11 protein-coding genes are annotated in these 12,840 nt (G+C 47.4%); 6 read left to right on the top strand and 5 right to left on the bottom strand.

Features of this window, described 5'->3' with window-relative positions; translation table 11 throughout:
- Positions 1-474: 474 nt before the first annotated feature.
- The 3 genes from topA to O9290_RS25995 all read right to left on the bottom strand — a co-directional run bounded on the left by topA (position 475) and on the right by O9290_RS25995 (position 3,793).
- Positions 475-3,111, bottom strand: a complete 2,637-nt coding sequence (gene topA / locus O9290_RS26000; RefSeq protein ID WP_288058891.1) for a type I DNA topoisomerase — start codon at positions 3,109-3,111, stop codon at positions 475-477.
- Between the two features lie 165 nt (positions 3,112-3,276).
- On the bottom strand, positions 3,277-3,456 hold the full coding sequence (locus O9290_RS28640) for a hypothetical protein (RefSeq protein WP_071825112.1): 180 nt from the start codon (positions 3,454-3,456) through the stop codon (positions 3,277-3,279).
- Between the two features lie 157 nt (positions 3,457-3,613).
- Entirely contained in the window at positions 3,614-3,793 is a 180-nt protein-coding gene (locus O9290_RS25995; protein ID WP_223213063.1) for a hypothetical protein, read from the bottom strand.
- 87 nt (positions 3,794-3,880) lie between these two features.
- On the opposite strand from O9290_RS25995, the gene O9290_RS25990 reads away from it, so the two are divergent.
- Entirely contained in the window at positions 3,881-4,495 is a 615-nt protein-coding gene (locus tag O9290_RS25990; RefSeq protein WP_012267928.1) for a DUF938 domain-containing protein, read from the top strand.
- A 29-nt stretch (positions 4,496-4,524) separates the two neighbouring features.
- Here O9290_RS25990 and O9290_RS25985 read toward each other — a convergent pair whose 3' ends face one another.
- Entirely contained in the window at positions 4,525-5,580 is a 1,056-nt protein-coding gene (locus tag O9290_RS25985) for a Fe(3+) ABC transporter substrate-binding protein (RefSeq protein WP_002762070.1), read from the bottom strand.
- 266 nt (positions 5,581-5,846) lie between these two features.
- Complete coding sequence (locus tag O9290_RS25980) at positions 5,847-7,034, bottom strand: RNA-guided endonuclease InsQ/TnpB family protein (protein WP_288087686.1); 1,188 nt, start codon at positions 7,032-7,034, stop codon at positions 5,847-5,849.
- A 509-nt stretch (positions 7,035-7,543) separates the two neighbouring features.
- Here O9290_RS25980 and rpsL point away from each other — a divergent pair.
- The 5 genes from rpsL (at position 7,544) to rpsJ (ending at position 12,561) form a co-directional block, all read left to right on the top strand.
- Positions 7,544-7,927 carry a 30S ribosomal protein S12 gene (gene rpsL, locus O9290_RS25975; protein ID WP_002740176.1) on the top strand — a complete coding sequence of 128 codons (384 nt, stop codon included), beginning with the start codon at positions 7,544-7,546 and terminating at the stop codon, positions 7,925-7,927.
- 155 nt (positions 7,928-8,082) lie between these two features.
- Entirely contained in the window at positions 8,083-8,553 is a 471-nt protein-coding gene (gene rpsG, locus O9290_RS25970; RefSeq protein ID WP_002739653.1) for a 30S ribosomal protein S7, read from the top strand.
- 142 nt (positions 8,554-8,695) lie between these two features.
- Positions 8,696-10,771, top strand: a complete 2,076-nt coding sequence (gene fusA / locus O9290_RS25965; RefSeq protein ID WP_288087684.1) for an elongation factor G — start codon at positions 8,696-8,698, stop codon at positions 10,769-10,771.
- 152 nt (positions 10,772-10,923) lie between these two features.
- Positions 10,924-12,153 (top strand): elongation factor Tu, encoded by a 1,230-nt coding sequence (gene tuf / locus O9290_RS25960; protein WP_045360760.1) that lies wholly within the window; start codon positions 10,924-10,926, stop codon positions 12,151-12,153.
- Positions 12,154-12,243: 90 nt separating this feature from the next.
- Positions 12,244-12,561, top strand: coding sequence for a 30S ribosomal protein S10 (gene rpsJ, locus O9290_RS25955; protein ID WP_002740287.1), 318 nt, complete (start codon positions 12,244-12,246; stop codon positions 12,559-12,561).
- The last annotated feature ends 279 nt before the right edge of the window (positions 12,562-12,840 follow it).

Genomic DNA, 12,840 nt, shown 5'->3' with positions numbered 1-12,840 from the left:
TTTTGTACCAAGCGATGTACTACAAGAAGGATAATGCAAGGTTTTTGAAAGTCCCAATCCTATTTTCTTGCACTAACATCGGACTTTAACAGGTCAAAAGCTTTATTTTAAAAGGGTTTTACCATTATTCAGCAAGCCCTACCTACTTAGGATCAGCTGAATAAATCTAAAAACCTTGTTGGATAGGACTTTTAGACTTTTTTCCCCTCAAAAAGTGCCAGCCATTGCGGGGATCGGGGGGAAAATTCAGGTGCTTTTTCCCTGAAAATTAGGTAATTGACCACCTGAAAATGGGTAAAACCCCACACCCCACACCCCACACCCCACACCCTGCCCCTAGGAAAAACTTTTTCAGCAGACCCTACTTAGGATCAGCCCGTTCAAAGTGGTGCAAAAGACAAAAAAGCCAGCCGGATTTGTCCCCGCATCGGGGTGAGGAATTAACCAGGGAGAAAATCGCCCCACCACTAACCGCTAAACCGTCTTACTTTTGCCAGTTTTACTGCCTGGGGAAGTAGTTTTTTTAGTGGTGGTAGAAGTAGTTTTCTTGGTAGTGGTTTTCTTGGCAGTGGTTGTCTTGGCCGCTAGGGCGACTAAAGCTTGTTCTAGGGTGAGGGTTTCGGCGGTTTCTCCTTCGGGAATCTTGGCGTTGGTCTTACCGTGCTTGATATAAACTCCGTAGGGTCCCTCGTACAATCCCACCAATTCCCCATCGTCGGGATGTTTACCCAATTCTTTTAAGGGTGGTTTGGTAGAACCGCGGGCGCTGCGAGTTTTTTTCGGTTCGGCTAATAAGGCCAAAGCTCGATCGAGGGTTATGGTTAAGACATCATCGCCGGCTTTCAGGGAACGATATTCTTTTTCCTTACCCTGTTCCTGAACCACATAGGGGCCGAAACGCCCTAAACTGGCTTTAATTTTGCCTCCGGTGAGGGGATGGGTTCCCAGCAGTCGCGGCAGTGCTAATAAACCCACCGCTTGTTCGAGGGTGATGTCCTCGGGTTTGACTCCTTTGGGTAAGGAGGCGCGTTTCGGTTTGGGATTGTCATCGCTGATATCTCCTAACTGGACGTAGGGACCGTAACTACCCACCAGCAGATAAATCGGCTCTCCGGTGTCGGGATGAAGACCTAATTTATCCGGACCTTCGGTTTTTTGTCGCAGCAGGGTTTCTACCTGTTCGGGGTTCAGATCCGCCGGGGTTAAATCGGCCGGGATGGAAGCGGTGAGGATTTCATCCCCCCGGGGGACTTCCAGATAGGGTCCGTATTTGCCGATCTTGATAGTTGCCTGTAAATCCTCTAAAATCACCGATTTGGCGGTGCTAGAGTTAATTTGACTCTCGCGCTCTTTTACTTGGCTTTCTAGCCCCTTTTCGCCGCGATAGAAGCGATCGAGATAGGGCAACCATTGGGCGGAACCGGTGGCGATATCGTCGAGGGTTTCCTCCATTTTCGAGGTAAATTTGGGATCTACCAGGTCGGGGAAATGATTTTCTAACAAACTAACCACGGCAAAAGCGGTGAAGGTGGGAATCAAGGTTTTATTCCGCATTTGGGCATAACCGCGATCGATAATTGTGCCGAGAATGGTGGCGTAGGTGCTGGGTCGCCCGATTCCTTCACTTTCGAGGGTTTTTACGAGGGAGGCTTCGCTATAACGGGCGGGGGGTTGGGTATCGTGGCTAATCGCTTCTAGTTTCCGACAATTGGGGGTGTCACCGACGTTGAGGGCGGGTAAGATTATTTCTTGGTCGTCGATGGCGGCTTCGGGATCGTCGGAACCTTCCACATAGGCGCGGAAAAAGCCGGGGAAGTCGATTCTTTTGCCAGAGGAGCGAAATCCGGCATTTTCTACCTGAATATTGACGGCGATCTGGGTAATGCGGGCATCGGCCATCTGTGAGGCGACGGTACGTTTCCAGATTAGGTCGTAGAGGGCGAATTCTAGTCCGCTCAGGCCGGTTTCCCGGGGCAGGCGAAAGCTACTACCGGCGGGCCGGATGGCTTCGTGTGCTTCCTGTGCGCCTTTGCTTTTGGTGGTGTACTGCCGGGGTTGGGGACTGAGGTAATTTTTTCCGTACATTTGTTCTACACAATTGCGGGCGGCGGTGATGGCCTGATCGGAAAGATGGACGGAATCGGTCCGCATATAGGTGATGTAGCCCTGTTCGTAGAGATTTTGGGCGATTCGCATGGTGTCGCGGGCGGATATGCCCAGTTTCCGGTTAGCCTCTTGCTGTAGGGTGGAGGTGGTGAAGGGGGGGGAAGGTTTGCGAGTGGTGGGTTTTTCTTCGGTGTGGCTAACGCGCCAGATTTTGTCTTCGATGCGTTCTTTTAAGGCGGCGGCGGTGGCTTGATCCAAAAGTGTCACCTGGCGACCGGGGAGCAGTCTGCCGGTTTCGGCATCGAAATCGCTCCCATTTGCCACTTTTTGACCGTTTAAGGTGACTAATTTCGACTCGAATTGATTTTTGTCTTTTTCGAGGGTGGCTTTCAGATCCCAATAATTGGCGGTTTTAAAGGCTCGTCGTTCTCGTTCGCGCTGCACGAGCAGACGTACCGCCACGGATTGCACCCGGCCGGCGGATAACCCTTTGGAGATTTTTTTCCAGAGTAGGGGGGAGAGGGTATAACCGTAGAGGCGATCGAGTATGCGGCGGGTTTCTTGGGCGTGAACTAAATTTTCGTCGATGGAGCGACAATTTTTGAGGGCGGCTTGGATTGCTTCTTTGGTGATTTCGTGAAATACCATCCTTTTGGTGGGTATTTTCGGGTTGAGTACCTGCAAGAGATGCCAACTGATGCTTTCGCCTTCCCGATCTTCGTCGGTGGCGAGGATCAGTTCGCTGGCCCCTTTGAGGGCTTCTTTTAATTCTTTGACGACTTTACTTTTGGTTTTGGGGACGACGTAGAGGGGGTCGAAATCGTTCTCCACATCCACGCCTAAATTGGCCCAGGATTTGTCTTTGTGGGCGGGGGGAATTTCTTCGGCGGAGGCGGGCAGATCGCGGATGTGGCCCATGGAGGCTTGGACTCGATAGCCGCTAGGCAGATAATTGCTGATCGTCCGAGCTTTGGTGGGGGATTCGACAATAACCAGGGTTGACATAGGAATTGATCACGAGGGCATGGCCACAGCGACTGTTTTAGTTAGACTGACCATCTTTGTTTGATGATGGGCAAAAGTTACTATTTATCTTGACCGGCTTGATTCGGGTCAAAATCCACTTACTACGATAATAGAGATTAAAGCTGGTCTTTTGTCACTAACTTCTTAACAAAACTTAATATTTTTCTGGAGCAGGGAGATGGGAGCAGGGAGATGGGAGCAGGGAGAAGGGAGAAAAAAGCTGACTCGGAGAATACTGACTCCTAACCCAATGTTCGCCAAAGATAAGCAAAAATTATTTATTGACTCCAAAAACTTGAGAATATTTAAATTAACATTCCGCAATATTTACAAATTCTTAAAAATTAATTGAGAAAGATTTTTATTTAACAACGATGTTACAATGGTTACAGCGATTTTACTGAATTTCATAATGGGATATTCTGTGCTTTTTTAGGCAGCAATGGTTGAAACCCTCACCAAACCTAGAAGGTTATCCTAATTAGGGTTTGCTGAATAAATCTAAAAACCTTGTTGGATAAGACTTTTGGACTTTTTTCCCCTCAAAAAGTGCCAGCCATTGCGGGGATAGGGGGGAAAATTCAGGTACTTTTTCCCTGAAAATTAGGTAGTTGACCACCTGAAAATCGATCAAACCCCTTTCATCTGTGGTGGTGAAAATTTTTTCATCAGGACTGACGCCTGACGACCAACGCCTGACGACCGACTCCTAACCCCACCAACCAACTTTTTGCCGCAAACCCTAGTTATGTCTGATTTACGTCAATATGCTCCGGCAACAGAACGCAATCGTCAGCCGATTTTAGAAGTTCTCAGCCAATTTTTACCGAAGACTGGGAATATCCTAGAAATATCTAGCGGCACGGGTGAACACGCTGTTTTTTTTGCTCCTCGTCTTGCTCCTTGTCGTTGGATTCCCTCGGATTGTAACCCTCTGGCTCTAGATAGTATTCGCAGTTGGTGCGATTATTGTCCTAGTTCTAATCTCGATCGCCCCCTATTTATCGATGTTCATCAGTCAGTTTGGGCGGTAGAGACGGAAAATATCGTTATTAATGCGATTGTTAATATTAACATGATTCATATCGCCCCTTGGTCCGCTTGTTTAGCGTTAATGGCAGGAGCGAGTCGCATTCTCAGTCCGGGGGGAATTCTCTATCTTTATGGTCCCTATAAACGACAGGGAAAACATACTTCTCCTAGTAATGAAAGCTTTGATTTTTCTCTCCGTTCTCAAAACTCTACTTGGGGAGTTAGGAATTTAGAAGATGTGGTGCAAGCAGCGAGCGATCGAGGTTTACAATTGTTAGAAGTAATTCCTATGCCAGCTAATAATCTCTCGGTTTTATTTCAATTGCCTTAACTGATAACTGATAACTGATAACTGATAACTTATTTCCAACCAGCGCGATTCATTACCTGTACCGCTTTGGCTAAATTAGGACCATAATTAGCCACGCTAACTGTATCTTCTTTCCCGCGTCCGAGTTTTGCTAGGAAAGGGTCTAAAGCAACCCCTGGAACGACGGGATATTCTCGATTACCCTTAGCAAAAAAGTTCTGTGCTTCATTGCTAGAAAGATATTCTAAAAATTTAATGGCCGATTCTCGATTGGGGGCAGTTTTAATTAAACCACCACCGCTAATATTAACGTGAGTGCCGCGGCCTGCTTGGTCGGGGAAAATTACGCCTACTTGGTCATAAATTGCCCGTTTAGCCGGGTCTTTTTCTTCGGCATACCCCGCTAAGTAATAGGTGTTAGCTAGGGCTAAATCGGCAATTCCTGCGGCTACAGCTTCGATTTGTGCCTTATCATTACCCTGGGGTGAACGGGCAAAATTAGCCACTAATCCCCGACACCATTTTTCTGCGGCTGCTTCTCCTTGGATGTCGATTAACCAAGCGGTAAAAGATTGACTATAGATGTTACTAGACGACCGAGTGACGACTTTTCCTTTCCATTTGGGATTGGTTAAATCTGCATAGGAATCGATTTCTCTGGGGTTAACTCTGTCTTTGTTATACATGATTACCCGCAAGCGTTTACTAAACCCGAACCAGTGACCTTTGGGGTGACGCAAATTAGCGGGAATTCTTTGGGTGAGAATGCGGGAATTGACCGGGGCAAAAATTCCCTGTTGGTCGGCCCGCCATAATCTCCCGGCATCTACCGTCAGGAGTATATCAGCAGGACTATTGCTGCCTTCGCTTTTAATCCGTTCGATTAATGGGTCCGCTTCCCCTTCCACGAGGTTAATTTTTATTCCCGTTTGTCGGGTGAAGTTGTCATACAATCGTCGGTCGGTGTTGTAGTGACGGGAGGAATAGAGGTTTAATTGTTTAGTTTGGGCGGAAACTTCGTTTATTTTCCCTAATTGACCCACTGCTAACGCTAAGGTGGCTGTTCCCGCGCCTAGAAAGACTCTCCGAGTTATTTTATCGTTCATTGCTCGATTCTTGGTAAAGTTGTCTTTTCCTATTGTACAGCTATTGAGAATAATTCTTATCTGCGGGAGAAATTATTTGTCGGACTAGGGCGGTAAATGGGGAAAAATCGGGCGAAAATCAGGTTTTTTTGTTTTGATGGGGCTAATAAATCCTCGAATCTATCGCTAGTTAAATTCAATAAGCCCAAAATGTTACCCTAAGCTCGATCGAGGGTATTGTGGATTGACATCCTCGCCGCCGTAAAACGGACGGCGATTCCCAAACCTCACGATTTGGGTTTCTGCTTCTTTCCCTTGCGGGGTTCCGCACCTGCCTTAACAGATTTACTCTGTTCTGGTCTTATGGTCGCTCTACAGACTGACACCGCAAGCCCTGCGGCCAAAATATTTTTACTGGCGTTAATATCTCGGTCATGGTGCGTCCCACAGTCTGGACAATCCCACTCTCGAATATTTAACGGCATTTTTTCAGCAATATACCCGCAATTACTACATCTTTTAGAGCTAGGAAACCATCTATCTATTTCGATGTAATTTCTTCCATACCAACGGCATTTATAGGCTAATTGTCGGGTAATTTCTCCCCAACTAACGTCAGATATTGCCTGAGATAATTTCGGGTTTTTGACCATATTCTTGACGGCTAAATTCTCAACCACAATCGTTTGGTTTTCACGAACTAATTGAGTGGTTAGCTTGTGTAAATGGTCTTTTCTGTTATCAGTAATTTGGGCGTGAATCTTGGCTACTTTGATTCTTGCTTTTTCCCGATTTTTTGACCCTTTCTGTTTTCTAGAAAGATTTTTTTGTGCTTTTCGCAACCTCTGATAATGTTTCTTAAAATGCTTAGGATTAGATACTTTATCGCCATCGCTGGTAATCACGAGGCTACTAATTCCTAAGTCAATTCCGATGGCTTTATCTGTTACTGGTAAAGGCTTAATCGTTGGGTCATCAAATCTTATTGAGATATGCCAGCGTCCTGAAGGATGTAATCTGACTGTTACTGTGCTTGGTTCACAGCTTTCTGGGATGTGTCTTGACCATCGAATAGGTAAAGGTTCTGTGCATTTAGCTAAATAGATTTGTCTGTCTTTAATTGTAAAAGCAGATTTGGTAAATTCGGCACTTCCTCCTTGATGTTTTTTCTTAAAGTTAGGATACTTAGTACGACCAGCAAAGAAGTTAGTAAAAGCTGTTTGTAGGTGTCTTAACCCTTGTTGTAAAGGTACACAGCTAACTTCATTGAGAAAGTTTAATTCTTCTTGCTTTTTCCACTCGGTTAGCATTGAAGAAGTTTGAGCGTAGCCTACTCTTTCTTGCTTTTCGTACCAAGCTTGTGTTCGTTCGTGGAGAGCTTTGTTGTAAACTAATCTTACACAGCCCAATGTGCGCCGCAATAGCGACTCTTGTTCTGGTGTGGGGTAAAATCGAAACGAATAGGCTTTTTCCATGTCCTTTCACACTAGCATATATTTCGTAAACGATGCTCATATTTAACGGTAAAGCCGTCGTAGAACGACGGGGTTTCAGACCCAAATTTTCGATGACCCTTGTAATATTGTTAACCTCAAAGGTTAACAATATTTTATGGCAGCACACCTAGGTTGCATCCAGTACAAACGCTCTAAATATATCGTTAAGAGCTAATACTCTAGACACCAGTTCTGAAAATGAGGTTAGCTAGAGACAGCTTTTCAGACATTGGCCGATTAATCAGGTGATAATTATCGCTAAAATTGCATCATCAAGCCAAAACAACGAAGCTGTAATTTTATCGCCTAATAACGCCCGAATTGAGTGCCGCCGCCGCCCAAGAAAAAGACAATCTCTAACATCTAAACCGGAGAAAAGCACAATAAGCGACTTGACAACAAGAGCGACAATTTGCTATAATGACCTTTTGTCAACGATTTGACCTTCGGTAATAGGAGTTCAGAGTAACCTTAGATACAGCCCTATCATGCCCACCATTCAGCAATTAATACGCGACGAAAGATCCAAAGCGAAAAGAAAAACCAAATCTCCCGCCCTCAAACAATGCCCCCAACGTCGGGGAGTTTGTACAAGAGTATATACCACCACACCCAAAAAACCCAACTCAGCCCTACGGAAAGTGGCTAGGGTACGTTTGACCTCTGGATTTGAGGTGACAGCCTACATCCCGGGCATCGGTCATAACCTGCAAGAACACTCGGTCGTCCTGATTCGGGGCGGTCGGGTCAAAGATCTACCCGGAGTCAGATATCACATCATTCGCGGCACCCTCGATGCCACTGGGGTGAAAAACCGTCAAAAGGCTCGGTCTAAGTACGGAACCAAACGCCCCAAACCCGCCGCTAAATAAACAGGGAATTGATTAACCAAAAAAATACTCCCACCGAGTCGGTCAAAGTTAACCCAAGAGACTGAAAACTCGCAGGAGAGGGTTTGAGATGGGCTGTAATCATCCGACTGTCAAGCAAAAGTTAAAGTTAACCTAGAAAATTCAGGAATAATCCGATGTCTCGCCGTAAAAACGTCAAAAAACGTCCTATTCCCCCCGATCCCGTTTACAATAGCTGTTTAGTCAGCATGACCATCCGCCGGATCATGCGATCGGGCAAAAAATCCCTGGCCGCTAATATCGTTTACGATGCCCTGAAAACCGTCGGCGAACGTACCGGTCAAGAACCCCTAGAAGTATTTGAAAAAGCCGTTAAAAACGCCACTCCCCTAGTGGAAGTGAAAGCCCGCCGGGTCGGTGGAGCCACCTATCAAGTCCCGATGGAAGTACGCACCAACCGCGGTAGTACATTGGCACTACGCTGGTTAGTCCATTATGCCAGAACCAGAGGCGGCAAAACCATGGCAGGTAAACTGGCCAACGAGATCATGGATGCGGCCAATGAAACCGGCGGCACGATCAAAAAACGGGAAGAAACCCACCGGATGGCGGAGGCAAACAAAGCCTTTGCCCACTATCGTTACTAAAAAGATACTTTAAAGATACTTTAAGGGCGGTGGACTACACCGCTGCCGCCAAAAAACTGTCAAGAAAAGTATAGAATTGTAAATAGTGTAAAAAATCCTAGAACAAAATCCCATCACTGGCAAGCAAAGCAAGGAGGTTGCTGTGGCACGGACTATCCCGCTAGAGAGAGTGCGAAACATCGGAATCGCCGCTCATATAGACGCGGGCAAAACAACGACAACAGAAAGAATCCTGTTCTACACGGGAGTCGCTCATAAACTGGGCGAAGTCCACGACGGAACGGCAATTACCGACTGGATGGAACAGGAACGGGAGCGAGGAATCACCATCACCGCCGCCGCCATCAGTACCAGTTGGCAAGATCATCGCATCAACATCATTGACACCCCCGGCCACGTCGATTTCACCATTGAAGTGGAACGTTCCATGCGGGTACTCGATGGAGTGGTGGCGGTTTTCTGCTCTGTTGGTGGTGTACAACCCCAATCAGAAACCGTCTGGAGACAAGCCGATCGGTACAAAGTACCCCGGATTGCCTTTATCAACAAAATGGACAGAACGGGGGCGAACTTCTTCAAAGTTTACGAACAATTAAGAGATCGCCTCAGAACTAACGCCGTTCCCATCCAAATGCCGATCGGCGCGGAAAGCGAACTGAGCGGGATCGTTGATCTCGTCAAGATGCGCGCCTATATATATAAGGACGATCTAGGGAAAGACATAGAAGAAACCGACATTCCCGAAGACTTATTGAAAAAGGCCGAAGAATTCCGCGTGCAGCTGGTGGAGGCTGTAGCGGAAGCTGATGAAGAACTCCTAGAAAAATATCTAGAAGGTGAAGAACTCACCGAAGCCGAAATCAAACGCGGTCTCAGAGAAGGGACGATTGCTGGTACAATTGTTCCCGTCCTCTGCGGCTCGGCTTTCAAAAACAAAGGGGTACAACTGCTCCTCGATGCCGTCGTCGATTACCTACCCTCACCCTCGGAAGTAGCCGCCGTTAAAGGGATTCTTCCCGATGGCAGCGAGGCAATCCGGGAGGCTAAGGACGATGCGCCCTTCTCGGCCCTCGCCTTCAAAATCATGGCCGATCCCTTCGGTCGTTTAACCTTCCTACGGGTCTATTCCGGTGTGCTAGCTAAAGGCAGCTACGCCTACAATTCCACCAAAGGAACCAAAGAACGGATCGCTCGCCTGATCGTCCTCAAATCCAACGAACGGATCGAAGTGGATGAACTGCGCGCCGGTGATCTGGGAGCGGCGATCGGACTGAAAAACACCATTACCGGGGATACCCTCTGTGATGATAAGAACCCGATTATCCTAGAATCCCTCTTTATCCCCGAACCGGTTATCTCCGTGGCGGTGGAACCGAAAACCAAACAGGACATCGAGAAACTCAGCAAAGCTCTGCAAGCTCTCTCCGATGAAGATCCCACCTTCCGGGTCAAAGTTGATCCCGAAACCAATCAAACGGTGATCGCCGGGATGGGAGAACTGCACCTGGAAATCCTGGTCGATCGAATGCTCCGGGAATACAAAGTCGAAGCGACGGTGGGCGCTCCCCAGGTGGCCTATCGGGAAACTGTGCGGAAACCCGTGCGCGCTGAGGGTAAATTTATCCGTCAAAGTGGTGGTAAAGGGCAGTACGGCCACGTCGTCATCGAACTCGAACCGGGTGAACCGGGGTCAGGCTTTGTCTTCGTCTCCAAAATTGTCGGTGGTGCTATCCCCAAAGAATACATCAGTCCGTCAGAACAAGGGATGAAAGAAGCTTGCGAATCGGGGATTGTAGCGGGTTATCCCGTCATCGACCTGAAAGCAACCCTTGTAGATGGTTCTTTCCACGATGTGGACTCCTCCGAGATGGCCTTTAAGATTGCCGGTTCCATGGCGATCAAAGAAGCAGTGATGAAAGCTGCTCCTGTTCTCCTAGAACCAATGATGAAGGTGGAAGTGGAAGTACCCGAAGACTTCATCGGTAACGTCATCGGTGATCTTAACTCCCGTCGGGGACAAATCGAAGGTCAAGAAACCGAGACCGGCATCGCCAAAGTCTCCGCTAAAGTTCCCCTAGCGGAAATGTTCGGTTACGCCACTGATATTCGCTCCAAAACCCAAGGAAGGGGCATCTTCACCATGGAATTTAGCCATTACGAAGAAGTCCCCCGCAACGTGGCCGAGACGATTATCACCAAAAGTAAAGGGAACGGCTAATCAGTAACCAGTGACCGGTGAGCAGTGAAGATAAACCGATCATTTAAAGTTGGTCGGTCAACCCTAATAACTGCTAACTTAAAACTGGTCTTTGGTAACTGATTACTGTTCACCCACCTGAAGAAGAAAAAAAACAAAGGAACAAAAAGTAAATGGCACGCGCTAAATTTGAACGGACGAAACCCCACGTTAACATCGGTACGATCGGTCACGTTGACCACGGCAAAACTACCCTCACCGCCGCTATCACTATGACCCTAGCGGCCTTGGGTAATGCCCAAGCTAAAAAATACGATGAAATCGATGCCGCTCCCGAAGAAAAAGCCCGCGGGATCACCATCAACACCGCTCACGTTGAGTACGAAACTGCTGATCGCCACTACGCTCACGTGGACTGCCCTGGCCACGCCGACTATGTAAAAAACATGATCACCGGTGCGGCACAGATGGACGGTGGTATTCTCGTGGTCTCGGCCGCTGATGGCCCGATGCCCCAAACCCGGGAACATATCCTGCTGGCTCGTCAGGTGGGTGTACCTAACCTCGTGGTCTTCCTCAACAAAAAAGATATGGTGGACGATGAGGAGTTACTGGAACTCGTAGAACTGGAAGTACGCGAACTTCTCACCAATTACGACTTCGCTGGCGACGAAATCCCCATTATTGCCGGTTCTGCTAAAGAAGCCCTCGAGTACATGACCAAAAACCCCAAGGCCCAAAAAGGCGATAACGAGTGGGTGGACGCAATTTATGAATTAATGGAAGCGGTAGATAGCTATATCCCCACCCCTGAACGGGATATCGATAAACCCTTCCTGATGGCGGTAGAAGACGTATTCTCGATTACTGGTCGGGGGACGGTGGCTACCGGTCGGATCGAACGCGGTATTGTGAAAGTGGGTGATAACGTGGAATTGGTCGGGATCAGAGATACCCGCGCCACCACCGTCACCGGGATCGAAATGTTCAAGAAAAGTCTCGACCAAGGGATGGCTGGTGACAACGCTGGTATCCTCCTGCGTGGTATCCAAAAAACCGACATCGAGCGCGGCATGGTGATCGCTAAACCGGGTACAATCAAACCCCACACCCAGTTTGAAGGTGAGGTATATGTGTTAAGTAAAGAAGAGGGTGGTCGTCACACTCCTTTCTTTAAAAACTATCGTCCTCAGTTCTATGTACGCACAACCGACGTAACTGGTACTATCCAAGACTACACCGCCGATGATGGCAGCACTGTAGAAATGGTCATGCCGGGAGACCGGATCAAAATGACCGTGGAACTGATCAACCCGATCGCTATTGAACAGGGTATGCGCTTCGCTATTCGCGAAGGTGGTCGCACCATCGGTTCCGGCGTTATCTCGAAAATTATCAAGTAGGCTAATCTACTAATTAACGGGGCAGTGAATTTAAAAGCTGCTCCGTTACTGTCTTTATTTTGTACCTTGACAATTGCAATAGGTGAAATTATGGCTACGCTACAACAACAGAAAATTCGCATTCGTTTGAAAGCTTTTGACCAGCGCTTACTCGATACTTCCTGTGAGAAGATTGTCGATACTGCCAATAGAACTAACGCCACGGCGATCGGACCGATTCCCCTACCGACAAAAAGAAAGATTTATTGTGTCCTGCGTTCCCCTCACGTTGACAAGGACTCCCGTGAACATTTTGAAACCCGCACCCATCGCCGCATTATTGATATTTACCAACCCTCTTCTAAGACAATCGATGCTTTGATGAAATTAGATTTACCCGCAGGGGTTGATATTGAAGTTAAATTGTAAAAAATGCCAAAAAGATGTTATCGCTAACATCTTTTTTTCTTAGAGACTGTTTGTTATGGTGCTTCTCGTCTAGTTTTTGTGGACGAGAATCGCTATTGATACGCCAGCAGCCCATCAAGGTGGCGGTTGCTCTTTAAATAGGGTTGGCTGAATAAATCTAAAAACCTTGTTGGATAAGACTTTTAGACTTTTTTGACCTCAAAAAGTGCCAGCCATTGGAGGGATCGGGGCGAAAATTCCTGGACTTTTTCCCTGAAAATTAGGTAATTGACCGTCTGA

It is taken from the genome of Microcystis sp. LE19-41.2A (assembly GCF_027530405.1).
In the GTDB taxonomy this organism is placed as follows: Bacteria; Cyanobacteriota; Cyanobacteriia; order Cyanobacteriales; family Microcystaceae; genus Microcystis; species Microcystis aeruginosa.
The sequence above is the reverse complement of the archived record's forward strand: the minus strand, read 5'-3'. Positions and strand labels throughout refer to the sequence as shown.

Bases quoted from the DNA above. Each gene is read 5' to 3' on its own strand.
- topA (WP_288058891.1), bottom strand. From the start codon at position 3,111: ATGTCAACCCTGGTTATTGTCGAATCCCCCACCAAAGCTCGGACGATC.
- O9290_RS25990 (WP_012267928.1), top strand. From the start codon at position 3,881: ATGTCTGATTTACGTCAATATGCTCCGGCAACAGAACGCAATCGTCAG.
- O9290_RS25985 (WP_002762070.1), bottom strand. From the start codon at position 5,580: ATGAACGATAAAATAACTCGGAGAGTCTTTCTAGGCGCGGGAACAGCC.
- O9290_RS25980 (WP_288087686.1), bottom strand. From the start codon at position 7,034: ATGGAAAAAGCCTATTCGTTTCGATTTTACCCCACACCAGAACAAGAG.
- rpsL (WP_002740176.1), top strand. From the start codon at position 7,544: ATGCCCACCATTCAGCAATTAATACGCGACGAAAGATCCAAAGCGAAA.
- rpsG (WP_002739653.1), top strand. From the start codon at position 8,083: ATGTCTCGCCGTAAAAACGTCAAAAAACGTCCTATTCCCCCCGATCCC.
- tuf (WP_045360760.1), top strand. From the start codon at position 10,924: ATGGCACGCGCTAAATTTGAACGGACGAAACCCCACGTTAACATCGGT.
- rpsJ (WP_002740287.1), top strand. From the start codon at position 12,244: ATGGCTACGCTACAACAACAGAAAATTCGCATTCGTTTGAAAGCTTTT.